The sequence below is a fragment of the Micromonospora sp. LOL_024 genome, from assembly GCF_048060415.1.
Classification (GTDB): Bacteria; Actinomycetota; Actinomycetes; order Mycobacteriales; family Micromonosporaceae; genus Micromonospora.
The window spans coordinates 1-19526 of record NZ_JBHMIS010000048.1 but is presented as its reverse complement, the minus strand read 5'-3'; the positions used below and the strand labels follow the sequence as shown (position 1 = coordinate 19526).

Below are 19526 nucleotides of genomic sequence, written 5' to 3'. Positions count from 1 at the left end.
GCTCTCCACCTCACCCACTTCGAATACCGATACCTACCGAATCCTTGCTGAGATCACCTCAATGAAGGGCCGAGGCTAGGCGGAATCCCGCTGATCCAGCCACTTCAGAATCGCCTCGGTCGTTTCCTCCGGCATCTCCTGCTGGATCCAATGACCGCAGTCCAGACTGATCACTTCCACATTCGGCACGAATTCTGTCAGTCGTTCGGCCCTCGCGACCGTGTCGCGGTCGCCGTAGATCATGAGGGCGGGCTGTCGGATGATCGGGTCCACGTCCGCCAGCAGCCGCCAGTTGCGGTCCAGATTGCGGTACCAGTTGATTCCGCCCGTGAACCCTGTTGATTCGAAGGCGGATACGAAGACAGCCAGTTCGCTGTCCCTCATCACGGGGTCACCGAGTGGAGCTTCCGCTCTAGCCAGGTTGATCAACATATTGCCCGGCTCTGGCTCTGCGACAGGCACGTTCTTCCGGTACAGATTCCGAAGGAACTGGAATGTGTTCTCCTCGAACACGGCGTCCGCGACGCCCGGCTGCCGGTTGAAGTGGACGAAGTAGAAATCGCTACCGAGCACATCCTCCATGACCTCGATCCAGGGCCTGTCCCCGCGATCGAGGTACGGCAGGCTCAGGTTGATCACCTTTTCGACCCGGTTCGGGTGCAACAGGGTCAGGCCCCAAACGACGGCGGCACCCCAGTCATGACCAACGAAGGTGGCCTCCTCGTATCCATAGTGATCGAGCAGTGCGACGAGGTCACCCGACAGGTGCGCGATGTCGTAGCCGGTAACTTCGGTCGGGCGGGACGAGTTGCCGTAGCCCCGCTGGTTCGGGACGATGACGTGGTAGCCCGCTGCCGCGAGGGCGGGCATCTGATGGCGCCAGGAGAAGGCGTGCTCCGGCCAGCCGTGACAGAGCACGATGGGGTTCCCCGCGTTTTGCCGGCCGGCTTCGAAAACTTCGAGTTCCACACCGTTGACCGGAACGCGGGTGGGCTCGGGAAAATCGACTGTCATGCCAGCATCATGCCGACCGGTACCGGTCACCTCCTGACCGGTTTTCGTGGAAGTGTCGTCGGAGTGCGAGCAGACCGGTTGATGGCCGTCCTCCTGCTGCTGCAACGTCGCGAGCAGGTGACCGCAGCGGAGGTCGCCCGGGAGTTGGACATCTCCGAGCGCACCGCCCGCCGCGACCTCGACGCCCTGGGCATGGCCGGCGTGCCGGTGTACTCCGTGCAGGGCCGGGGCGGCGGCTGGCGCCTCGTGGGCGGAGCCCGCACAGACCTGTCCGGGTTGACCGCGAGTGAGGCCCGCGCCCTGTTCCTTGTCGCCGGCCCTGCCTCCTCTGTCACGCCGGTCGTGAAAGCGGCGCTGCGCAAGCTCGTCCAAGCTCTGCCGGAACCCTTCCGGGCGCAGGCCGAGGCGGCAGCGGCGTCGCTCGTCACGGACCCGCAACGATGGGGGTCGAGCCGGTTCGAGCGCCGATCGCCCCGCTTCCTCGACGTACTGCAGGACGCGGTGATCCGCGGCGTCCAGGTCCGGCTCAGCTACGTCGACCGCGAACGCACCGAGACCGAGCGAATCGTCCACCCGCTGGGCATCGTCGCCAAAGGCCCGTCGTGGTACCTCGTCGCCAACACCGAGGCCGGTTTGCGGACCTTCCGGATCGACCGCGTGTCGTCCGTCGACCCGACCGGCAATGCCGTGCACCGACCCGAGGACTTCGACCTCGGCGAGAGCTGGCGGGCGATCGCCGACGAGGTCGACCGCAGACGAACACCCCTCGAAGTGCGGGCGGTGTGCGCGCCCCACAGGACAGGCGTGCTCCGGATGGCGTTCGGGACTCGGCTCGAGGTGGGAGGTACCACGACCGACGGCCGCATCGAGGTCGTGATCCGCGGCAACGACGAATACGTCCTCGCCGGCGAGCTCGCAGGACTGGTCCAATGGATCGAGGTGACCGGCCCTCCGGGCGTGCGAGACCACCTGGCCTCGATCGGCAACGCGCTCGTCGAGCGATACGGCTCAGACGGGCACGGACGTCACGCGGCAGGAGGACAACCCGAGGTCAGGTTCCACAGCAGCGATTAATGTCGACTGCCCGCACGACACTACGACGAGTTGAGCGCCACCTACCCGGCCCAGCTCCCAGCCTCCGCACCGACAAATGCCGCTGGACTAAGTCGGCAGCCTGGCCGTGAGTGGACATCGACCGGCTTGATCGGATGGCGGGCCGTCTGTCAGTAGACCGTCCGGCGTAGCCGCCTGCCGCTGACTGCCGTCCGTGCGTGAGAGCGGCCGATACGGTGGCGGAGTGACCGAGTCAACGAAACCGGGCTCGCGGCCTTGCTCAGGGAACCTCAAGGGGGCCCGCATAGCCACGCGAGGTGTCGATCTGCCCGTCAACGCGCCCGCGTCGTGGAGCGTCGCCCGCCTCCTGCCGCGACGGCTGCCCGGTCACCTCGTGCAGCGGCAGCAGGCGGCGCAGCGCGGCGTTCTCCGAGGGGTCGAGGACGGCGTGCTGCACGCAGGCTGGGACGAGGCGGTCCTGGTCCGGATGGGTCATGGCGTAGGAGCAGGCCAGCAGCCGCTCCTGGACGCCGCGAGTCTCGGGGTCGTCGCTGCGGACGCCCTGCTCGAGCAGCGCCCAGGCGGGACGGACCTGGTCGGCGTGGATGAAGCTGTGCATCACGAAGGTCATCGGGCGGATCCGGTGGGTGAGCAGCCGGAGGCCGGCGCGGCGGGCCAGTCCGGCGGCCCAGCGAAGGCCGGTCCAGGTGGCGGCGGGATGCGAGACGAGGGCGCGCAACAGGCGGACGGCCAGCAGCCGGGGCGGGGTGCCTCCGACGTTGACGCCGCCGAGGTGGCGCAGGAACGCGTCGCGGGCGGCGAGGTCGATCGGGCGCCGGTCGTCGATCAGGGGGATCCATCGGTCGCCGAGGTAGAAGCCGAAGGCGGTGCGGTTGCAGCGTTCGTCGCCCAACTGCAGCGCCCGCCAGGGAAGTCGGTCACCGGCGCCACGTTCGATCTCGGCCCACACCTGGTCGCCGGCCAGCGCCCGGTAGTCCTCCGTCCAGCGACGTTCGTCGCCGATCGCGGCGGCGGGTTGAAAGGACATCATGGCGTAGCCGACGCCGCGGGTTTCGCGGATCACCTCGGCGACCTGGCCGACGTTGTGCGGGGTGACGGTCATGTTGTGCGCCAGGTAGGAGCGCACGCCGTGCTCGCGGCGCAGCCGGCGGAACATCGCGGCGAACCGCCGCCGTTCAGGCGCGAGCTCGGCCTCCGTGCGGGGGCGGGGAGCGTCGCGCCGGCCGCGCATGAGGGAGTCGATGTGCGTGGCGAACGACAGCCGGCGCAGCCGGGGCCGACCGTCGGGGCCGAGCGCGAGGGCGCGCAGATAGTCGTAATCGAAGTCGCCATGGGTCATACTCATCGGCTCCCGCCCGTAGGAGCGCATGACCAGGAGCGCGGCGGCGTGGTCGTCGGGCGGCAGGAGGCTGACCTCGCCGCCGATGAGCTGGGCGTGGCCCCGGGGGCCGCGGACCCGGCGCAGGTAGGCCATCTGCCGGCGGACCTCGGCCACGGTGTGGGCACCGTCGACGCGGACCTTGTTGGCGTCCCTCGAGTGGTAGCAGGGGGTGCAGGTGAGGTTGCAGCGGGGAAAGACCCGTGGGTGCCCTCGCAGCCAACCGCGTTGCGGCCGAGCAACTGTGCCGGGGTACGGGCCCTCTCGGGCAACTCGGCCCACCGGCGGGCTAGCACACCGGCCAACTCGGGGTCCACCGCACGGGTGGCCCGCTCCCACCGGCGCAGCGCCCGCCACCAGCGGCGACCAGGGCTGGTCCGCTCGTCGACCGGAGTGTCCATGTCGCCTCCCTTCCTCGACCTTAGGCGCAGCCAGCGCCATGGCTGACCAGCCAGGGGAGATCGGACCCGGGCGTGCCGGCTCCGGGACAGAATGTCTGCGCGACCATGCGGCGTTGTGGAAGCCAGATCACAGTTCCGCACGATCCGATCGGGCACCCTGGCGGGCACTGCCCGCACGGGTGGCGCCGACGGCGAGGAAGGACCATGCGTGGACGAATGGGATCTGGCGATCATCGGAGGCGGCACCGCCGGGATCGTGGCTGCCAAGACCGCCGGCCGGTTCGGCGCGCGGGTACTGCTGGTCGAGTCTGCCCGCACCGGAGGTGACTGCCTCTGGACCGGATGCGTTCCGAGCAAGTCTTTGATCGCCGCCGCGCACACCGCGCACACCGTCCGCACCGCCGCCCGCCACGGCGTGCACACCAGCGCGCCGCAGGTCGACGACGCCGCCGTGCTGGCCTACATCCAGGAAGCGATCGCCCGGATCGAGCCGGTCGACTCCCCGGCGGCGATCGGCGCGAACGGAGCGCAGGTGGTGACCGGGCGGGCAGAGTTCACCGGCCCGTCGACCCTGCGGTTGACCGGAGCCACCGGTGAGCGGACGGCGCGGTTCCGGTGGGCGCTGATCGCGACCGGCTCCGCCCCGGCCGTACCGGATGTGCCCGGCCTGGCCGACGCCGACCCGCTGACCACCGAGACGCTGTGGGACCTTGACGCGCTGCCCCGGCGGGTGGCGGTGCTCGGCGGCGGGCCGGTCGGCTGCGAGCTGGGCCAGGCCCTCGCTCGACTCGGCGTCGAGGTCACTCTCGCGCAACGGGCCGACCGGCTGCTGGTGAAGGAGGAACCTGAGGTCAGCGCGCTGATCGCCGAGCGGCTGCGCGCCGAGGGCGTCACCGTGCTGACCGGGGTCACCGTGGAACGTGTCGACGGCGGCACGCTGCACCTGGCCGGCGGGGACGCCATCGTGGTCGACCGGATCCTGGTCGCCGCGGGCCGGCGGCCCCGCACTCTGGGGCTGGGTCTGGCCGCTGCCGGCGTGCGTCGCGACGAGCGGGGACGTGTCGTGATCGACGACCGGATGCGGACCAGCAACCGGCGGATCTTCGCCGCCGGTGACGTCACCGGAACGCTGCCGTTCACACACGTCGCCGGGGTCCAGGGCGGCTACGCCGCCACGAACGCGTTGCTCGGGCTGCGTCGCCGCGTCGACTACTCCGCGGTCCCGTGGGTGACGTTCACCGATCCGGAGGTGGCGCACGTCGGGGCGACCCTCGCCGAGGCCCGCCGCCGTCACGGCGACCGGGTTCAGGCGCGACTGCTGGCGCACGAGCACGTCGACCGGGCGGTCACCGACGGCCGTACCGACGGGTTCACCCACCTGGTGATCGGGCCCGGCGGCCGGCTGCTGGGGGCCACTGTCGTCTCGCCCAGGGCCGGGGAGTCGATCGTCGAGCTGGCCGCCGCGATGCGCCGCGGCGCGAAGGCGCGCGACGTGGCCGCGACGGTGCACGCCTACCCGACGTACGCCGACGGGCCGTGGAACGCCACCCTCGCCCAGGTCCGCGGGGACCTCGCCGGTCCGCTGCTGTCCCGCGCCATCAGCGGCCTACGCGGGCTGCGCCGCGCCGTGCACCCGATCCGGGCCGAGCGCCAGTGACCGCCGAATCGACCCGGTCAGAGGCGGCGTCGCGGCTGGTGCGGATCGTCGGCTCGCCGTGGCCGAGGTTGATGTTCCTGGTGGCCCTACTGGCCGGCGCGGCGACGCTGCTGGCCACCCAGGGCACCCCCGACGTGGACACCCTGCGCGACCGCGTGGCCGCGACCGGCGTCTGGGCGCCGCTGTTGTTCACCGCCGGGTACGCCGTGGGGACCGTGCTGCTGGTGCCCGGGGTGCTGCTGACCACCGCCGCCGGGGCGCTGTTCGGGGTGGTCGGCGGGTCGGTGGTGGTGCTGGTGGGGGCGACCTTGGGGGCGGTGGCGTCATTCCTGCTCGGCCGGCTGCTGGGCCGCCCGGCGGTCGAGCGTCTCGTCGGCGGTCGCCTCCAGCGCCTGGACGGCTTCCTGACCCGGCGTGGGTTGGTCGCGGTAATCGGGCTGCGTCTCGTGCCGCTGGTGCCGTTCGCGTTGCTCAACTACGGCTCCGGGGTGACCGCGGTGCGGTTGCGCGACTACACGATCGGCTCGGCGATCGGCATGACCCCCGGGATCGTCGCCTACACGGCGGTCGGCGGGTCGCTGGCCGATCCCACCTCACCGCAATTTCTGGCCGCTGTCGCCGGCCTGGCCACGCTGACCATCGCCGGAGCCGTGGCCGCGCGTCGGGCCCGCCGCCGCGAGAAGCTGGCGGAACCACGACCGGCCGGCGAGGGGACCGGCCGATGATCGACGCACGCCTGCGCCCGGTTCTGGCCGGGACAATGGACCAGCTCGCCGCCGCGGTCGACCGACAGTGGGTGTCGCCCGCCCGGCTGACCGCTGCCGGCCTGGCGCTGGGTCTGGCGGCGAGCGCCGCCGCGGCGGCCGGTTGGTGGTGGCCGGCGCTGGTGGCGTGGCTGGTGTCCCGGCTCGCCGACGGCCTCGACGGGCCGCTGGCCCGGCGGCGCGGAACTGCCTCACCGTTGGGTGGATTCCTCGACATCGTCGCGGACTTCACCGTGTACGGGGCGTTCGTCGCCGGGGTCGCCGTCGGCGTCGACACGCCCGCCACCCCGTTCCTGGTGCTGCTGGTGACCTACTACGTCAACGGGGCCGCGCTGCTGGCGTACTCCTCGATCGCCGAACGGCTGGGCCGCGAACGCGGCGACGAGCGCTCGCTGCACTTCCTCGGCGGGTGGGCCGAGGGCGCCGAGACCATCGCCGTGCACAGCCTGTTCTGTCTGCTTCCCGGCGTCGCCGGGCCGATCGCATGGGGGTGGGCCGCCGTCGTCGCGGTCACCGCCGGGCAGCGCGTCGCCCATGCCGTCCGTACCCTTTCCGAAACCGCCAGGAGGCCCACCCCATGAACCGACGACCTGGGCGCGCGCTGGCGGCGCTGACCGCCGCCGGCCTGCTAGCCGCCGCCTGCACCGCCGACCCGGGCGCGACCGGCCCCCCGCCGGGCGACTTCGCGCAGGTGCAGCACGAGGCCCGTGGGCAGACGGTGAACCTGTTCATGTACGGCGGCGACGACGGCGCCAACCGCTACATCGACGAGGTCGTCGCCCCGGCCGCCCGCGACCGGCTCGATGTCCGGATCAACCGGGTGCCGGTCACCGACACCGCCCTGGCGGTCAACAAGGTCCTCGGCGAGAAGCAGGCAGGCCGCACCACCGGCGGGTCGGTGGACCTGATGTGGATCAACGGGGAGAACTTCCGTACCGGCAAGCAGGCCGGGCTGTGGCAGTGCGGGCTGGTCGAGCTGCTGCCGAACATGCGCTACGTAGACTTGTCCGACCCGGCGATCGCCAACGACTTCGGCACCCCCGTCGAGGGGTGCGAGGTGCCGTGGAGCCGCGCGCAGTTCGCATTCGCCTACGACTCCGCCCGAATCAGCGACCCGCCGACCAGCCTCGCCGGCCTGCTGGACTGGGTGCGCGCCCACCCGGGCCGGTTCACCTACCCCGCCCCGCCCGACTTCACCGGCTCAGTCTTCGTCCGGCACGTGCTCCACAGCCAGGCCGGCGGGCGCGCCCAGGTCCCAGACGGCTTCGACCAGGCCGCCTACGACCGGCTCACCCCACCGCTGTGGCAGACCCTGCGCGACCTGCGGCCCGCCCTGTGGCGCAAGGGTGAGACGTACCCGGCCACCGAGAAGGAACTCAACGACCTGTACGCCAACCGGCAGGTCGACCTCACCATGACCTACGGCCCGGCACAGATCACCAGCCTGGTCGAACGCGGCCAGTTCCCGGCCACCACCCGCACCCTGCTGCTGGACGAGGGCACCATCGGCAACACCAACTACCTCGCCGTACCCGCCAACGCCGCCAACCGCCCCGCCGCCCTCGCGCTGGCCGACCTGATGCTGTCTCCGGAGTTGCAGTACGAGAAGGCCAAGCCGGGCGGGTGGGGCCAGTACCCGGCCGTTGACCTGGACAAGCTCGACGTCGAGTGGCGGGACCGCTTCGCCGCCCTGCCCACCTCGCCGCAGGTTCCCGGATACGCTGAGCTGTCCCGCAACAGCCAGCCCGAGCTGCGCGCGGACTGGCTGCCGCCGCTGGAGGAGGGCTGGCGGCGCGAGGTGCTGCAACGGTGAACCACCGCCGTACCGGGCTGCTGCTGATCCTGCCCGCGCTGGCCGCCGTCGTGCTGCTCTTCGGCGGCGGCCTCGGCTACGGGCTCGCGCAGAGCCTCGGCCTGGCCGGAATCACCGACACTCCACCTGGCCTGACCGTGTACCAGCGGGTGACCGACGGGCCGGCGTTCACCGATGGGCTGCTGCTGAGCCTGTGGATCTCCACCGCCGCCACCGCCCTCGCCGTGGCCGTCGGCGTCGCCGCCGCCCTGGTCGTGCGCCGCACCGCGGGCGGGCGGCGCACGGCCACGTTCCTCGCCCAGCTCGGGCTGCCCGTGCCGCACCTGATCGGCGCGGTCGCGATCGGGCTGTTGCTGGCCGACTCCGGCCTGTTGGCGCGCGTCGCACACGCCGTGGGTGTGTCGATACCCGCCCTGGTCGCGGATCCGCACGCCGTCGCGGTGATCGTCGAGTACGTGTGGAAGGAGGCACCGTTCGTACTGGTCGTCGTCCTCGCCGCGCTCGGCGGCCCGGTCGGCGAGTACGAACGGGTCGCCGCCACGCTCGGCGCCCGCCCCCGGCAGGTGCTACGGCACGTGACCCTGCCGCTGCTCGCCCCGCCGATCCTCGCGGTGGCGGTGCTGATCTTCGCGTTCACCCTCGGCGCGTACGAGGTGCCCGCCCTGCTCGGTCGCGCCTACCCGCAACCGCTACCGGTCCTGGCATACCAGCGGTTCACCGCCGCCGAACTGTCCGGCCGCGCGGAGGGAGTGGCGATCGCACTGCTCATCGCGGCGGTGGCGGTGGCCGCCGCCGGGGCGTACACCTGGGCCAGTCGGCGGGCGGCGGGCCGGGTGGCCGGGGCGAACCGATGACGGTTCCCGCTGGCCGCCGGCCGCTCGGCGCGGCGCTGGCCCGGCCCGCGGTGCTGGTCCTCGCCGGGCTGTGGGTCGCGGGGCCGTTGCTGCCGCTGGCCGTGCAAGCCTTCACCGACCAGTGGTTCTTCCCTGACCTTTGGCCGGCCCGCTGGTCCCTGACCGGCTGGCGGCAATCCCTCGGCCCGCGGTCCCGCCTCGCCGAGGCCGTCGCCACCAGCGTCGGCATCGGTGCCGCCGTCGCCGCTCTCGCCACCGGCCTCGGCGCCGCCGCCGGGCGGGCACTGGCCTGGCACCGGCTGCCTGGCCGGCGGCTGATCGAACTGGTCCTCCTCGCCCCGGTGCTGGTGCCGCCGTTCGCCGTCGCGATGGGCGCGCAGACCGTCTACCTGCGCGCCGGCCTCGCCGACTCGGTCACCGGCGTGATCCTGGCCCAGGTCCCCGCCGCCACCGCCTACGCCACCCTGCTCATGTCCGGTGTGTGGGCCGGCGTCGACCCCGCTCTGGAACGGCAGGCCCGCACCCTCGGCGCCGGGCCGTGGCGGGCGTTCCGCGAGATCAGCCTCCCCCAGCTGCGCGGCGGCCTGACCGTCGCCGCGATGTTCGCCTTCCTCATCTCCTGGAGCGACTATCTGATGACCCTGCTCATCGGCGGCGGCGTCGTCACCACCGTGCCGCTGCTGCTGTTCGCGACCGCCGCCGGCAGCGGCAACCAGGCCGCCACCGCCGCCATCGCGCTGGTCACCATCGCCCCGCCCCTGCTGCTCACCGCGCTGGCCGCCCGGCAACTCGCCGGCCGCGACACCGCCCTGCTCGGAGTCGGCCGATGACCACCGACGTCACCATCGACGACCTCGACCACACCTACCCCGACGCCACCGCACCGACCCTGTGCGGGGTGACCCTGGACGTTCCGGCCGGCACCCGCACCGCCATCCTCGGCCCCTCCGGCAGCGGCAAGTCGACCCTCCTGTCGATCATCGCCGGACTCTCTGCCCCCACCGGCGGCGACGTACGGCTCGCCGGCCGCAGCGTCCTGACCCAGCCCCCGCACCGCCGCGACCTCGGCGTCGTCTTCCAACGACCCCTGCTCTTCCCGCACCTCACCGTCGCCGAGAACATCGCCTTCGGCCTGCGCATGCGCCGCACTGACCGGAAGGTCATCCGCCGGCGGGTCACCGAACTGCTCGACGCCGTCGCGCTCCGCGACTACGCCGACCGGCGCAGCACCGAACTCTCCGGCGGCCAGCAACAGCGCGTCGCCCTCGCCCGGGCCCTCGCCGCCCGACCCGCCGTGCTACTGCTCGACGAACCGTTCAGCGCCCTCGACCCGCAACTACGCGGTGACATGCGCGCCCTGCTCACCGACCTGCACCACCGGGAGGGCACCACCACCCTGTTCGTCACCCACGATCGCGACGAGGCCACCGACATCGCCGACCACGTCGCCGTCCTCCTCGACAGCCACCTCGCCCAACACGCCCCACCCGCCGGCCTCTTCCGCCGACCCGCCACCCTCGCCGTCGCCCAATTCCTCGGCGGCGCCACCAACGCCATCCCCGGCACCGCCCACCCCGACCGTTTCGACTGCCCCCTCGGCAGCCTCCACCTCGACACCCCCCATCGAGGACCCGGCCTGCTGCTCATCCGCCCCGAAGCCATCGTCGTGGCCGAGCAGGACGGCCCGAACGTCATACCGGCGACCATCACCGCGGTCACCGATCGCGGCACGCACCTCGATGTCCGGGCCACCACCTCAGGACACACCCTGCACCTCACCACCGGGCCGGCGACACCACTGCGACCCGGCGACGAGACACGCCTCCGGCTGCCCCCGGCGCACCTCAGCGTCGTCACCCCATAGCCCACACATCGGCCGGGCCCTACGTGTTCTGAACCGCTAGCCGGTCATCGGCAACCGGCGGCGGTGCCGCGCCCCGCACGCGGCGAGGTCCACCGCGACGACGAGCACCAGCGCCGCGGACAGCCGGATGGTTCGTCAGTCGCCGGTCTCGGCGGTGAGGCGATCCCGGTCGAGCAGGGTGATCCGAACCCGGCCGAGCCGGACGAGGCCCCGCTCGGCGAACTCCCCGAGGATCTTCGTGGTGGTTTCCCGGGAGGTGCCGGCCAGAGCGGCGATCTGCTCGTGGGTGAGCCGGACCTGCTCCGCGCGGGTGGTGAGCGGCCGTCGGGTCGGCGGCGCCGCCAGTTGCAGCAGCAGCCCCGCGATGCGCTGCGGGACGCTCTTGAACACGCTGTCAGACAGCCGGCGTTCCATGGCGAGCAGGCGCTGCCCGAGGATGCCGGTGATACGGGCGGCGATGCGCGGGTCGGACAGCAACTGCTCCTGTACGCAGGCGCGGTTCAGCACGCAGACGACCACCTCGTCGAGCGCCTCGGCGTAGTTGTCGTACATGTGCTGCCCGAGCAGGATCATCTCCCCGAAGATCGTACCGGGGTTGATCAAAGAGGTGGTCAGAGCCCGCCCGTCGGATGAGATCCGGAACAGGCGCACCCGGCCCGCCTTCAGAATGAACAGGGTTTCCACCGGGCTCGGCGGGGAGTACAGCATCTCCCCCGGACGGTAGGTCCGCGACGGGGCCGCCGCGGCGATCGCGTCCATCTCCGCCGGCGACAGGTCCCGGAAGATGTCGACCTGACTCAGGCACCACACCTTGTCCTGATACGCGGCGGCGCGCTCCATGACGGCAACCTCCTCACGACGTCCGGGCGCCCAGGGCGGCGGTGCGGCGCCCCAGGGCGGCTGGTCGAGCGCGTCGAGGCTGTCTCCCAGACAGTACGACATCGGCACGCCCACGCCGCGCGGCGCTGGCGCAAGGTCCGACCGCGGGGTGGGACGGATCGGAGGATCGGGGCTCATCATCGACGAGCCGTTCCCGGCAGAGCGGCGTTCCCGCGGCTCCCAGGCGGCAGAATGGGCCGAGAGTCGCGCGTCAACCAGGTGGGACCGACCGCTCTGGCATCGCCGGTAGCCATGCCGGTACCTCCACGTCGACAACTCCCCCGGACGGCACCGACGGTAGGCGCCCCCCGGTCCACCGTCGGGAAGCCAGCACACACAACCACCCCGCCAGCGGATGCGTAAGACGGCACGCGGATCGTTGCTCGTTGTACGGTCTGACCGACGCACAGGAAGAGACGATCAATGAAATCGTGAAGCGGTCGTTCAGGGATGTGCACGGCGGATGCGGCGTCCTGCCCGGTGCGTGGCAGGGGTCCGGTGACCTGCGACCCCGCCGCTACAGCGGCGGCGCCCGGTTCTACGACGTGTTGTCGCTGGAACGGCCGATCTACCGGCCCGGGCGGTTGGCAGGCATCTCCGCGTTGGGCCTGCGCCCCGGCGACCGGGTTCTCGACGTCGGCTGCGGCACCGGAAACAACCTGCCTGCTCTGCGCGTCTGTGTCGGTCCGGACGGATCTGACGCGGTGCTGTGCAGGTACTCCCTGAGCATCATCGGCGACTGGCGTCGTGCCTGGGCGCGGGCGATGGCGTGCTCCGCCCGGGTGGGCGGGTCGCGGTCGTCGACCTGGCGCCGCCGGTGGGATGCTGGCGGGTGCTGTCCCCCGCAGCGCGGCTGGCGGGTTTCACGGAGGATCGGACCCACGGCGGCTTCCCTGGACTCTGCTGGAAGAGAGCAGCGCCGACGTGTCGCATCAGGTGCTACGCGGCGGCCACGTCCACGTGAGTGCCGGAACCCGTACTAACGCCACGCACCGGAGGGGCCGGCCGCTCGATAAGCCGTTCGAGACGGATTCCACGTAATGCGGGGTCGAGGAGGTGCCGGCGGTGATCGACGGCGCACCGGTTCGTCGACTGGTGCGCCGAGCGATTGACATCGTTCGGGCCGGTGCTGCACCGGTTGGTCGACCACTGCGCCGCTGGCGGTCAGGGGGCCAACTCAGGCAGAGCGGCGGCACGGCGGGTTAGGTAGTGCTGTTCGGGCCGGCTGGCACTCATCAGGGCGACGCGCAGGTAGGCCTCGCGGGCCGCGGTGATGTCTGCGACCTGTTCCAGCAGGTGGGCCCGGACGGCTTCGAGGCGATGGGTGTGCGCCAGCCGCCCACCGGCGTCGAGCGTGCCGAGCACGGCCAGGCCAGCGATCGGTCCGTGGACCATCGCCACGGCGACGGCGCGGCTGAGTGTGACGACCGGGCCGGGTGCCACCGTCTCGAGGACCTTGTAGAAGGCGAGGATCTGTGGCCAGTCGGTGTCAGCGGCGTCGGGGCCTCGTCGTGAACGGCCGCGGTCGCGGCCTGGACCTGGTACTGCCCGATCGGACCGACACCGAGGGTCCAGGTCAGCAGGGCCATGACCCTCGGTCATGGCGGCGGTGTCCCAGTGTAGCACGACGGCGAGCCGGGCGACCCGCTCGTCGGGAGCGGGTAGTTCGAACCGGGCGCCGGTATCGCGGATGCGGTGTTTAGCCCGGCTGATCCGCTGGGCCATAATCGTCTCGGGAACCAGAAACGCGGCGGCGACCTGCGCGGTCGTCAGGCCACCGACAGCACGCAGGGTCAGCGCGAGCTGCGAAGAGGCGGACAGGGCAGGTCGGCAGCACAGAAGCAGCACCGTCAAGGTGTCGTCGGGTGGGTCCGGGTCTCGCTGGTCGGGTCGAGCACGGCCGCGGCCTCCCGGCGGCGGCGGGCGTTGTCGGTACGCCAACGATCGACCAGGGCACGTCCGGCAACGGTGATCAGCCAGGACCGCGGCCGGTCCGGCACGCCCTGTTCCGGCCATTGCGTGGCCGCAGCGAGCAGCGCCTCCTGGACGGCGTCCTCGCAGGTGTCGAGCTGGCCGTGCCGACGTACGAGCGTGCCGAGGACCTGCGGCGCCAACTCGCGCAGCAGATCCCCGAACGCCCCGTTCGCCACCGTCACCCTGTTGTCACTCCGGCAGCGAGGTCTGGTCCATGACCCGACGGATTTCGATCGGGTACTCGGTGACCGCCACGACCTGTGCGGCGATCTCGACGGCCCGTTCGTAGGTACCCTCGACGATCCAGTAGCCGGCCAGGGACTCCTTGATCTCGGCGAACGGCCCGTCGGTCGGGGCCGGAACGCCGTCGAGGAACCGCACGGTGGTGGCCTGGGTCGGGTCGGTCAGGTGCTGGCTGTCGACCACCTCACCGGAGGCCCGTGGTTCGCGGTCCATACGCGTCATGGTCATCTGCATTTCGCTGATCCATTCCGGATCCCGGTCGGCCAACGTGGTCCCCAACCCACCGAACATCATTTCTTCGTCGCACGGCATGGTCACCGCGGGTGCGGAACAACTGCTCGGCCGTCTCGTCGGACTCGACCGAGGTGACCGGCGCGTCGACGACTCGATACCGCGGGCGTCGAAACGTCGACGGGTGCTTTCGTCGAGTGCAGTGCCGCGGCTGGAGTCGGTCGATTGCCGGAACAACAGCGTGTGGTGCTCCGATGCTGGTCCGACGGCGAGGGACTCCGATGGGTTCATCACGGACCTCCCAGCCATGGCGGTACGGGCGGTGCACCACTCCCTGGCCCCAGTGTGGGCCAGACCGGGATGTCGGGCAGCACGTCACGCAACCCGGTTGCGATCAGCAGCCGGCGGGTGTGCACCGTGCGGTCGTCGGTCACGGTGTTGGTCGTCGTCCTGGTCCGCGGACCAGGACGACGACCAGTAGAACGGCCATGACGCCGACGCCGACCCACATGCCCTGCTGCCAACCGTCAACGAAGGATTCCTTGGCGGCGGTCACCAGCGCCGCGGCCTGGGGGCCGGCCGTGTCGGCGACGGCGAGGGCGTTGGACACACCTTCGCGGGCGGTCTCGGCGGTGTCGGCAGGGAGTCCTTCGAGCCGGGGGCCGAGCGCCGAGCGGTATCCCGCAGCCAGGACCGCGCCCAGCAGCGCCACACCGAGCGCGGTGCCGAACTCCCGCGTGACGTCATTGAGCGCGGACGCCACACCCTGCTGTGAACGGGGCAGCGCAGAGGTGATCGCCTCGGTGGACGGCGTCATCGCCAGGCCCATGCCCAGCCCCATCGCGACGATGCCCGGCAGCACCGACAGGTAGCCGCCCTCGACGGACACCAGGCTGGCCATCAACGCCAGCCCCACCGCGCCCAGCGCGATGCCCAGCGCCATCGTCGCGCGGCCACCGACACCGGCGGCGATCCTGGGCGCCAGCCCGGAAGTGAGCATCATGAGCAGCGCCATCGGCAGGATCGCGACGGTGGACAGCAACCCGGACCAGCCCAGCACCGCCTGGAAGTACGGATATAGAACGACGGCAACACCCGCCTGCACACCGAAGACCGCCAGTAACGTCACCGACCCGCTCGCCAGCCCTCGCTGCCGGAACAGGCTGACGTCCAGCAGCGGGCCTTCCCGCCGCAACTCCCACACCACGAACACCACCGCGCCGAGAGCCCCGACGATCAGGCTCACCATCGTCATCGGGTCGGTCCATCCGTGTTCGGGGCCCTCGTGCAGCACAACGATCAATCCGACCACCGCGACGACGGAGGTCAACGCACCGAACGTGTCGAACCGATACGCGAACACGTCCCGGGAATCCGGGATCGACCTCACCGCCACCACGACCGCCGCGAGGACGAGGACCACCGGCAGGACGAACAACCACCGCCAGTTCGCGAGATCGACCAGCACCGCCGACAGGAACATGCCGAGCAACCCGCCGGCGCCGGCGACGCCGGTCCACACCCCGATCGCCTGTGAGCGGGCCTCCGCCGGGAAACTCGACGTGATGACGGCGAGGGTCACCGGCATGATCATCGCCGCGCCGACCCCGGCGAGCACCCGCGAGGCCAGCAGGATCGCCGCCGACGCGGCCAAACCCGCAGCCGCACTGGCGATTCCGAAGACGACCAAGCCGATAATCAGCACCGGTTTACGGCCCCACCGATCACCGACCGCGCCCAGCGGCAGCAGCAGCGCAGCGAGGGTGATGGTGTAGATGTTGATAATCCACAGCACGGTGCTCTGCGAGACGTCGAACTCGACGGCGATGTCCGGCTGGGCCACATTCAGCCCCGACACCGAGGCGATGACCGCCATCAGTGCCAGGCAGACGCCGAGCATGACCGCGCGACGCCGCCGCGAATCGTCGATCGTGACCGCACCGGCACCAGCCGGTTGCAGGGAGGATTCAATACTCACGGTTGTCCTTCTAATCGATGTGTAGATTCGTGGCGCACGTAGAAGCCCCCACGGCGTGGCGAAAAGGTCAGCGGTGCCTGGCCCGCACGACGACGTCGTTCAGCAGCACCTGCTGCCCGATGGGGCTGGTCACGGCGCGGGTGAGCTCGGCGGCTCTGTCGACTAACCAGACCGTGCCGTCGAGCCGGGCAGTGATGTCCGCGGCGGTGACCGACGCCTCGGCCGGAGTTTGGCGACCGCATGGCTGCCCGTGATGCTGTCCGCTCTCATGGGTGTGCAGGTGACCGACGATCAGCAGGGTTCCGCCCGGTGCCACCCACCGCGCAAGGCGCTCGTAAAAGGCCAACTGCGACGTGGATGGGTGGGCGTAGTGCGTAGCGACCAGGTCGAACAGGGTGTCCGGCTCCCAGCCGGTCAGGTCGGCTCGGACCCAACGCACTTCGGGTACCCCGTGCTCGATCGCCCGGGCTGCGGCCCGCCGCAAGACCACCGGCGCGATGTCCACGGCAGTGACCTCCCACCCCTGCTGGGCGAGCCAGATCGCCTCGGTGCCCTCGCCACACCCGGCGTCCAAGGCCCTCCCGGGCGTACGACCGCCGGCCGCCTCGACCACGTACGGGTTGGGGCTGAGGCGGCCCTCCGGCTGCCCGCCAGGCACCTGATGCCAGTGGCTCTGCCAGTACTGCTCGTCGAAGTCGTGCGTCATCGGTACCCCCAGGGTGCGTTCGGCAACGCCGCACGACCCAGCGTTTCCCCAGGTCGTCGGCTATACCGGAATAGTCCGCACGACGAGCCGGAGTGGCAAGCTACGTTGCCGAATGGCAAAATCGAAGTCATGGACGACGAGTTCGATCGCACCCTCGACGCCGTGGGGCCACGGCTCAAACGCCTGCGCCTGCGCACCGCGATGACACTTGCTGACCTGGCCGCACTGACCGGCATCTCGGTGAGCACACTCTCCCGGCTCGAGGCCGGCCTGCGCCGCCCCACGCTCGAACAGTTGCTACCACTCGCCAAAGCACACGGCGCAACCCTCGACGAACTCGTCGACGCGCCTCCCACCGGCGACCCACGCATCCACCTGCGCCCCGTCGCCTGCTCCGACGGGTCGACAATCATCCCGCTCACCCGTCGGCCCGGCGGAATCCAGGCGTATAAGTTCGTGCTCCCCGCCAGCGGCGACGACGCACCACCCCAGATGCGGACCCACGAAGGACACGACTGGGTCTACGTCCTCAACGGCACACTTCGTCTTCTCCTGGGCGAACACGACCTGCTTCTCGACGCCGGCGAGGCAGCCGAATTCGACACCCGCACACCGCACTGGTTCGGCGCCACAGGGTCCGGACCCGTCGAATTCCTCAGCCTCGTCGGCAGGCAAGGCGAACGCGCACACGTCCGCGCCGCGCCCAAAGCAGGCCCATCCGAGGAACGGGAGGCGCTGCTGTAAGTGCGGTTTTCGACCGCGAGCCGGCAGCCTGTTCCATGGCGTCAACGTACGAGTCACCCTTGGCTCCGACCGAGTCGACGTCGCGGCCTCGGCGAGCCGCTGCTGTAGCGAATCGCTCGATACTCGGCGAGTTCAACCGACGGAGTGGACGTTCGCCTTCGGGTCGACCAGGCCCCGTCTGTGGGCGAGGGTGACGGCGTCGGCGACCAGTTCGGCGCGCATGTGCCCGGCCATGGCGTGGCCGATGACTTCGCGGGTGTGCAGGTCGATAGTGGTGGCCAGGTAGAGCCAGCCCTCGGCGGTGGGCAGGTAGGTGATCTCACCCGACGAGGCGTTGCCCGGAGGCGTCGACGGTGAGGTCCCGCCCGATCAGGTCCGGCGCTGGCGCGGCCGTGGCGTCTTGCTTGGTCAGGCTGCGGCGTCGGCGGCGGGTGATCCCGACGATGCCGCGTTCCCGCATGATCCGCTCGACCCGCTTGCGGTTGACCCGCCGGCCGCGTCGGCGCAGCTCAGCCGCCGAACCTTGCCGAGATCACCTGAGTACGCTGGCCGACAGCATCGTCATTCAACTACCTCCGGAGATTTCGGGGGTCGCACCGGCGGCCGGCGAGCATTCCGGTCGAATGTCGGCGGCACTGCTGAGTCAGGGTCGGGTCGCCCGGAGGGATCTCACCTCCGGGCTCCCACGGAACGGAGCGTGACAGTCTCCCGTCACTCCGCTCGTACCACCCTGGCCGTCATCAGGGGGTTACGGGCCCAGGCCCAGTGCGCGAAGTAGCGTGGGTGTTGCGTGATGAGGCGTTCCCACACGATTCGGGCCTTACGGCGTGGCCGTAGCCGTCGATATTTCTTGCGGATCCAGCGCACCAGGTAGGAGTTGATACGCGCCAGGAGCGTGTAGAGCGCGGAGCGGTAGAACCGTCCGTAGTAGCTCATCCACCCGCGTACGACGGGGTTGATCATCTCGGCGAGTTCGGCCCAGCTCAGGTCCAGGCGGCGGTGGATCCGCCAGCGTCGGACGGTGCGGCTGAGTCGTGTGAGAGCGTCCTTGCTGATCGCCGGGAGGAACGCGGTGAACACGCGCCCGTGGCGATCCTTGGCCCCGCGAGGCCGGAACGTGTACCCGAGGAACGTGAACGAGGTGTCCGGATGGACGCCTCGCCGGTTGCTGTCCTTGCAGTACACGATCCTGGTCTTGTCCGGGTGCAGACGCAGCCCGACCTCGACCATCCTGTCCTCGATCGCCTGCCGCACAGCGCGGGCCTGGCGTTCGCTGGCGCAGTGCACCACCACATCGTCGGCGTATCGTTCGAACGGCACGGACGGGAACGTCCGGGCCATCCACGTGTCGAACGCGTAGTGCAGGAACAGGTTCGCCAGCACGGGTGAGACCGCGGACCCTTGCGGGGTTCCCCGGTCTCGGGGTTGCAAGCTGCCGTCAGGCTGCTGCAACGGGGCGGCAAGCCACCGTCTGACATACAGCACCACCCACGGCAGGTCGGTGTTCGCCTCAACCGCTTTGATCATGAGGTCGTGATCGACGCTGTCGAAGAACGCCTGGACATCCAGATCGACGACCCAGTCGTAGTCCCAGCACCGTTGCCGGCACGCCGCGACTGCGTCCAACGCGGACCGTCGCGGCCGGTAACCGTAGGAGTCGCGGTGGAAGATCGGTTCGACCTTCTCCTCGATCCTGCGGGCCACTACCGTCTGCGCCACCCGGTCATCCACAGTAGGCACCCCGAGCGTTCTGACCCCACCTTGCGATTTCGGTATCTGCACCGCTTTCACCGGTGGAGGAAAGTAACTACCCGAAGACATCCGATTCCAGATCTTGTACAGATTGTCTTTCAGATCCTTCTCGAACTCCCTCAGGCTGACCTCGTCAACCCCAGGGCTATTGCGTTCTGGGGTAACTGCTGGTCACGGCGGTTATGAGGTCGTGTGAGCGA

General features: G+C 70.6%; 17 protein-coding genes and 2 pseudogenes. 9 read left to right on the top strand and 10 right to left on the bottom strand.

What is annotated here, in order from left to right:
• Nucleotides 1-75 precede the first annotated feature (75 nt).
• Nucleotides 76-1014 carry an alpha/beta fold hydrolase gene (locus ACFHWY_RS26140; RefSeq protein ID WP_416582908.1) on the bottom strand — a complete coding sequence of 313 codons (939 nt, stop codon included), beginning with the start codon at nucleotides 1012-1014 and terminating at the stop codon, nucleotides 76-78.
• An 81-nt stretch (nucleotides 1015-1095) separates the two neighbouring features.
• Here ACFHWY_RS26140 and ACFHWY_RS26135 point away from each other — a divergent pair, with 81 nt between their 5' ends.
• Nucleotides 1096-2088, top strand: coding sequence for a helix-turn-helix transcriptional regulator (locus tag ACFHWY_RS26135; RefSeq protein ID WP_416582907.1), 993 nt, complete (start codon nucleotides 1096-1098; stop codon nucleotides 2086-2088).
• A gap of 259 nt (nucleotides 2089-2347) precedes the next feature.
• Here ACFHWY_RS26135 and ACFHWY_RS26130 read toward each other — a convergent pair whose 3' ends face one another.
• The gene (locus ACFHWY_RS26130; RefSeq protein WP_416582906.1) at nucleotides 2348-3583 is read right to left on the bottom strand and encodes a hypothetical protein; all 1236 of its coding nucleotides are present in this window, start codon (nucleotides 3581-3583) and stop codon (nucleotides 2348-2350) included.
• 492 nt (nucleotides 3584-4075) lie between these two features.
• On the opposite strand from ACFHWY_RS26130, the gene ACFHWY_RS26125 reads away from it, so the two are divergent.
• From ACFHWY_RS26125 to ACFHWY_RS26095, 7 genes are read left to right on the top strand one after another with little or no spacing between them, the layout of a single operon-like run.
• Nucleotides 4076-5524, top strand: coding sequence for a dihydrolipoyl dehydrogenase family protein (locus tag ACFHWY_RS26125; RefSeq protein WP_416582905.1), 1449 nt, complete (start codon nucleotides 4076-4078; stop codon nucleotides 5522-5524).
• Nucleotides 5521-6249 carry a TVP38/TMEM64 family protein gene (locus ACFHWY_RS26120; RefSeq protein WP_416582904.1) on the top strand — a complete coding sequence of 243 codons (729 nt, stop codon included), beginning with the start codon at nucleotides 5521-5523 and terminating at the stop codon, nucleotides 6247-6249. Before ACFHWY_RS26125 ends, ACFHWY_RS26120 begins: the two co-directional genes overlap by 4 nt.
• On the top strand, nucleotides 6246-6869 hold the full coding sequence (locus ACFHWY_RS26115; RefSeq protein ID WP_416582903.1) for a CDP-alcohol phosphatidyltransferase family protein: 624 nt from the start codon (nucleotides 6246-6248) through the stop codon (nucleotides 6867-6869). The genes ACFHWY_RS26120 and ACFHWY_RS26115 overlap by 4 nt, the downstream gene beginning before the upstream one ends.
• 20 nt (nucleotides 6870-6889) lie before the next feature.
• Complete coding sequence (locus ACFHWY_RS26110; protein ID WP_416582911.1) at nucleotides 6890-8101, top strand: ABC transporter substrate-binding protein; 1212 nt, start codon at nucleotides 6890-6892, stop codon at nucleotides 8099-8101.
• A complete protein-coding gene (locus ACFHWY_RS26105; RefSeq protein ID WP_416582902.1) occupies nucleotides 8098-8955 on the top strand; it encodes an ABC transporter permease subunit in 858 nt (285 codons plus the stop codon). Before ACFHWY_RS26110 ends, ACFHWY_RS26105 begins: the two co-directional genes overlap by 4 nt.
• The gene (locus ACFHWY_RS26100) at nucleotides 8952-9785 is read left to right on the top strand and encodes an ABC transporter permease (RefSeq protein ID WP_416582901.1); all 834 of its coding nucleotides are present in this window, start codon (nucleotides 8952-8954) and stop codon (nucleotides 9783-9785) included. The genes ACFHWY_RS26105 and ACFHWY_RS26100 overlap by 4 nt, the downstream gene beginning before the upstream one ends.
• Nucleotides 9782-10819, top strand: coding sequence for an ABC transporter ATP-binding protein (locus ACFHWY_RS26095; protein WP_416582900.1), 1038 nt, complete (start codon nucleotides 9782-9784; stop codon nucleotides 10817-10819). The genes ACFHWY_RS26100 and ACFHWY_RS26095 overlap by 4 nt, the downstream gene beginning before the upstream one ends.
• Nucleotides 10820-10954: 135 nt before the next feature.
• Here the strand turns inward: ACFHWY_RS26095 and ACFHWY_RS26090 are convergent, their stop codons facing one another.
• The 5 genes and pseudogenes from ACFHWY_RS26090 to ACFHWY_RS26070 form a co-directional block, all read right to left on the bottom strand.
• The gene (locus tag ACFHWY_RS26090; RefSeq protein WP_416582899.1) at nucleotides 10955-11761 is read right to left on the bottom strand and encodes a Crp/Fnr family transcriptional regulator; all 807 of its coding nucleotides are present in this window, start codon (nucleotides 11759-11761) and stop codon (nucleotides 10955-10957) included.
• A 1101-nt stretch (nucleotides 11762-12862) separates the two neighbouring features.
• Nucleotides 12863-13848, bottom strand: a pseudogene (locus ACFHWY_RS26085) (RNA polymerase sigma factor).
• Between the two features lie 13 nt (nucleotides 13849-13861).
• Nucleotides 13862-14128, bottom strand: a complete 267-nt coding sequence (locus ACFHWY_RS26080; RefSeq protein WP_416582898.1) for a YciI family protein — start codon at nucleotides 14126-14128, stop codon at nucleotides 13862-13864.
• 448 nt (nucleotides 14129-14576) lie between these two features.
• A complete protein-coding gene (locus ACFHWY_RS26075) occupies nucleotides 14577-16124 on the bottom strand; it encodes an MFS transporter (RefSeq protein WP_416582897.1) in 1548 nt (515 codons plus the stop codon).
• Between the two features lie 67 nt (nucleotides 16125-16191).
• Nucleotides 16192-16830 carry a class I SAM-dependent methyltransferase gene (locus ACFHWY_RS26070; protein WP_416582896.1) on the bottom strand — a complete coding sequence of 213 codons (639 nt, stop codon included), beginning with the start codon at nucleotides 16828-16830 and terminating at the stop codon, nucleotides 16192-16194.
• 129 nt (nucleotides 16831-16959) lie between these two features.
• Between ACFHWY_RS26070 and ACFHWY_RS26065 the strand changes: the two genes are divergently transcribed.
• Nucleotides 16960-17574: a helix-turn-helix domain-containing protein gene (locus ACFHWY_RS26065; protein WP_416582895.1), complete on the top strand. Its 615-nt coding sequence runs from the start codon at nucleotides 16960-16962 to the stop codon at nucleotides 17572-17574.
• A 132-nt stretch (nucleotides 17575-17706) separates the two neighbouring features.
• On the opposite strand, the gene ACFHWY_RS26060 is transcribed toward ACFHWY_RS26065, so the two are convergent.
• The 3 genes and pseudogenes from ACFHWY_RS26060 to ltrA all read right to left on the bottom strand — a co-directional run.
• Nucleotides 17707-17844 (bottom strand): hypothetical protein, encoded by a 138-nt coding sequence (locus ACFHWY_RS26060; RefSeq protein ID WP_416582910.1) that lies wholly within the window; start codon nucleotides 17842-17844, stop codon nucleotides 17707-17709.
• Nucleotides 17845-17893: 49 nt separating this feature from the next.
• Nucleotides 17894-18082, bottom strand: a complete 189-nt coding sequence (locus tag ACFHWY_RS26055) for an IS3 family transposase (RefSeq protein WP_416582909.1) — start codon at nucleotides 18080-18082, stop codon at nucleotides 17894-17896.
• 203 nt (nucleotides 18083-18285) lie between these two features.
• A pseudogene (gene ltrA, locus ACFHWY_RS26050) lies at nucleotides 18286-19479 on the bottom strand (group II intron reverse transcriptase/maturase); the annotation flags it as partial.
• Nucleotides 19480-19526 lie beyond the last annotated feature (47 nt).

Coding starts and splice junctions, on each gene's coding strand:
- ACFHWY_RS26090 (WP_416582899.1), bottom strand. CDS start 11,761: ATGTCGTACTGTCTGGGAGACAGCCTCGACGCGCTCGACCAGCCGCCC.
- ACFHWY_RS26135 (WP_416582907.1), top strand. CDS start 1,096: ATGGCCGTCCTCCTGCTGCTGCAACGTCGCGAGCAGGTGACCGCAGCG.
- ACFHWY_RS26100 (WP_416582901.1), top strand. CDS start 8,952: ATGACGGTTCCCGCTGGCCGCCGGCCGCTCGGCGCGGCGCTGGCCCGG.
- ACFHWY_RS26140 (WP_416582908.1), bottom strand. CDS start 1,014: ATGACAGTCGATTTTCCCGAGCCCACCCGCGTTCCGGTCAACGGTGTG.
- ACFHWY_RS26065 (WP_416582895.1), top strand. CDS start 16,960: ATGGACGACGAGTTCGATCGCACCCTCGACGCCGTGGGGCCACGGCTC.
- ACFHWY_RS26070 (WP_416582896.1), bottom strand. CDS start 16,830: ATGACGCACGACTTCGACGAGCAGTACTGGCAGAGCCACTGGCATCAG.
- ACFHWY_RS26080 (WP_416582898.1), bottom strand. CDS start 14,128: ATGGACCGCGAACCACGGGCCTCCGGTGAGGTGGTCGACAGCCAGCAC.
- ACFHWY_RS26115 (WP_416582903.1), top strand. CDS start 6,246: ATGATCGACGCACGCCTGCGCCCGGTTCTGGCCGGGACAATGGACCAG.
- ACFHWY_RS26095 (WP_416582900.1), top strand. CDS start 9,782: ATGACCACCGACGTCACCATCGACGACCTCGACCACACCTACCCCGAC.